Origin of the sequence: Burkholderia sp. E168m23 (genome assembly GCF_016586125.1) — a bacterium.
In the GTDB taxonomy this organism is placed as follows: domain Bacteria; phylum Pseudomonadota; class Gammaproteobacteria; order Burkholderiales; family Burkholderiaceae; genus Burkholderia; species Burkholderia orbicola.
In genome coordinates, this window is record NZ_BCPP01000836.1 from 1 (window position 1) to 3,233 (window position 3,233).

Annotated in this window: 1 protein-coding gene and 3 pseudogenes; all 4 read left to right on the top strand. The window is 65.4% G+C overall.

The features are described from left to right. Window positions 1-641: pseudogene (gene glmM / locus JMF90_RS30490) on the top strand (phosphoglucosamine mutase); the annotation flags it as partial. A gap of 443 nt (window positions 642-1,084) precedes the next feature. Then, a complete protein-coding gene (gene pstS, locus JMF90_RS30495; RefSeq protein WP_006490565.1) occupies window positions 1,085-2,119 on the top strand; it encodes a phosphate ABC transporter substrate-binding protein PstS in 1,035 nt (344 codons plus the stop codon). A 94-nt stretch (window positions 2,120-2,213) separates the two neighbouring features. Then, window positions 2,214-2,999 (top strand): annotated as a pseudogene (gene pstC, locus JMF90_RS30500) (phosphate ABC transporter permease subunit PstC); the annotation flags it as partial. A 33-nt stretch (window positions 3,000-3,032) separates the two neighbouring features. Beyond that, a pseudogene (locus JMF90_RS30505) lies at window positions 3,033-3,233 on the top strand (AAA family ATPase); the annotation flags it as partial.

Below are 3,233 nucleotides of genomic sequence, written 5' to 3' on the forward strand. Positions count from 1 at the left end.
CCGATCTCGGCATCGCGCTCGACGGCGACGCCGACCGCCTGCAGGTCGTCGACGCGACCGGCCGCCTGTACAACGGCGACGAACTGCTCTACGTGCTCGTGAAGGACCGGATCGCGACCGACGGCAAGGTCGACGGCGCGGTCGGCACGCTGATGACGAACCTCGCGGTCGAAGTCGCGCTGCAGCGCGAGGGCGTGAAGTTCGTCCGTGCGGCGGTCGGCGACCGCTACGTGCTCGAGCAGTTGCGCGAGCACGGCTGGCAACTCGGCGCGGAAGGGTCGGGCCACATCCTGTCGCTCGACCGGCATTCGACCGGCGACGGCATCGTGTCGGCGCTGCTCGTGCTGGCGGCGCTCAAGCGCAGCGGCCGCACGCTCGCGCAGGTGCTCGACGGCGTCACGCTGTTCCCGCAGAAGCTGATCAACGTGCGGATGAAGCCGGGTGCCGACTGGAAGGGCAGCGCGTCGATTCGCGCCGCGATCGATGCCGCCGAAGCCGCGCTCGCCGGCAGCGGGCGCGTGCTGATCCGCGCATCGGGCACGGAGCCCGTGCTGCGCGTGATGGTCGAAGCGCAGCAGGCGGCCGATGCGGTGCGCCATGCGGAGACGATCGCCGACGCGGTGCGGGCGGCAACGACCTGACCAGCGGCAGGCGCGCGCGGCGGTCCGGCCGCCCGCGCGCCGGCTTCCGGCGAATTCGCATGCGGCGCCTTCGGGCGCCGTCGTTTTTGTCAGACGCAAAGGTTTGCCATACCTATAAGTAACGCACTTCGGCAAACGCATTATTCCGATCTCATCAGGTATCCGACCCCACGATTTCAGCGACCGCGAAACAGGCTTCCCGCCCGGCTGACGCTGCGCTACGATGCGTCAGCACGCCCTCGAAGACAGGCGTCGTCCCCATCCCTCCGCGCCAGGCAATTCTTGCCGCCACCGCCGCTCAGTCGTCCCGACGCGCCGCCCGATATTCCCTTTCAACCAGTCATGTTACTGTCACGCCAGTTTCATCGATTGTCACATTACCGTCATGAGCAGCCCCTAACCTTCGCGGTGCCGTAGTCATCCGCTCACACACTGGAGGTCTCATGAAATTGATGCAAACCGCGATTGCCGGCCTGGCTGGCGCGCTTTTCGCCGTCGCCGCCCACGCTGCCGACATCACGGGCGCAGGTAGCACGTTCGCGATGCCGATCTATACGAAATGGGCTGCGGACTACCAGCAGTCCGGCGGTTCGAAGGTCAACTACCAGGGCATCGGCTCGTCGGGCGGCCTGAAGCAGATCGTCGCGAAGACGGTCGATTTTGCCGGTTCGGACGCTCCGCTGAAGGATGAAGAACTCGCGAAGGAAGGCCTGTTCCAGTTCCCGACGGTGGTCGGCGGCGTGGTGCCGGTCGTCAACGTGCCGGGCGTGAAGGCCGGCGAACTGACGCTGTCGGGCCCGGTGCTCGGCGACATCTACCTCGGCAAGATCAAGAAGTGGAACGATCCGGCGATCGCCGCGCTGAACCCGAAGGTCAAGCTGCCGGATACGGACATCGCCGTGGTCCGCCGCGCTGACGGCTCGGGCACGAGCTTCATCTGGACGAACTACCTGTCGAAGGTCAACGACGAGTGGAAGTCGAAGATCGGCGAAGGCACGACGGTCAACTGGCCGACGGGCACGGGCGGCAAGGGCAACGACGGCGTCGCGGCCTTCGTGCAGCGTCTGCCGGGCGCGATCGGCTACGTCGAGTGGGCGTACGCGAAGAAGAACAACATGACCTACACTGCGCTGAAGAATTCGACGGGCACGGTGGTCGAGCCGAAGACGGAAACGTTCAAGGCCGCAGCAGCAGGCGCGAACTGGTCGAAGTCGTTCTACCAGATCCTGACGAACCAGCCGGGCAAGGAAGCGTGGCCGGTCGTCGGCGCGACGTTCGTGCTGCTGCACGCGAAGCAGGACAAGCCGGAGCAGGGCGCGGAAACGCTGAAGTTCTTCAGCTGGGCGTTCAAGAACGGCGAGAAGGCTGCCGACAGCCTCGACTACATCTCGCTGCCGGCGACGGTCGAGACGGAAATCCGCAAGCAGTGGAAGACGAAGGTGACGGACGCTTCGGGCAAGCCGGTCGCCGCCGAGTAAGCCATCCAGCGGTTCGCTGCCCGGCCGTGCCGGTCGGGCAGTGTGTGCGGTAAAGCCGGGCGTTACGGCGCCCGGCGATCAAAAGCAGGCACCCATGTCTGATATTTCATACACGTCCTCCCGATCGCCCGACAGCGCGCAGCAGCGCGCGCCGAGCCGTCTCGGGGATGTCCTGTTCGGCGGCCTCGCACGGCTCGCCGCGATCGTGACCCTGCTGCTGCTTGGCGGGATCATCGTTTCCCTGATCATTGCGTCGTTGCCGACCATCCAGAAGTTCGGCCTCGGCTTCCTGTGGCAATCCGAGTGGGACCCCAACTCGGACATCTATGGCGCACTCGTGCCGATCTACGGCACGATCGTGACGTCGCTGATCGCACTCGTCATCGCGGTGCCGGTCAGTTTCGGCATCGCACTGTTCCTCACCGAGCTGGCGCCCGTGTGGCTGCGCCGTCCGCTCGGCATCGCGATCGAGCTGCTCGCCGCGATTCCGTCGATCGTGTACGGCATGTGGGGCCTGCTCGTGTTCGCGCCGATCTTCGCCGAATACTTCCAGAAGCCGCTCGGCCGCCTGCTCAAGGACGTGTGGGTGCTCGGCCCGCTGACGTCCGGCGCGCCGATCGGTATCGGCATCCTCGCGGCCGGCGTGATCCTCGCGATCATGATCATCCCGTACATCGCATCGGTGATGCGCGACGTGTTCGAGGTCACGCCGGTGCTGCTGAAGGAATCGGCATACGGGATCGGCTGCACGACCTGGGAAGTGATGTGGAAGGTCGTGCTGCCCTACACGAAGACCGGCGTGATCGGCGGCGTGATGCTCGGCCTCGGCCGCGCGCTCGGCGAAACGATGGCCGTGACCTTCGTGATCGGCAACACGAACCGTAATAACTTCGTATAGCATACATTATACGAAGTTATACGACCTCCGGGTACCGGCAAGACGCTGCTCGCCCGCGCGATCGCGGGTGAAGCGAAGGTGCCGTTCTTCAGCATCTCGGGTTCGGACTTCGTCGAAATGTTCGTCGGCGTCGGCGCGGCCCGTGTGCGCGACATGTTCGAGCAGGCGAAGAAGCATGCACCGTGCATCGTGTTCATCGACGAAATCGACGCGGTC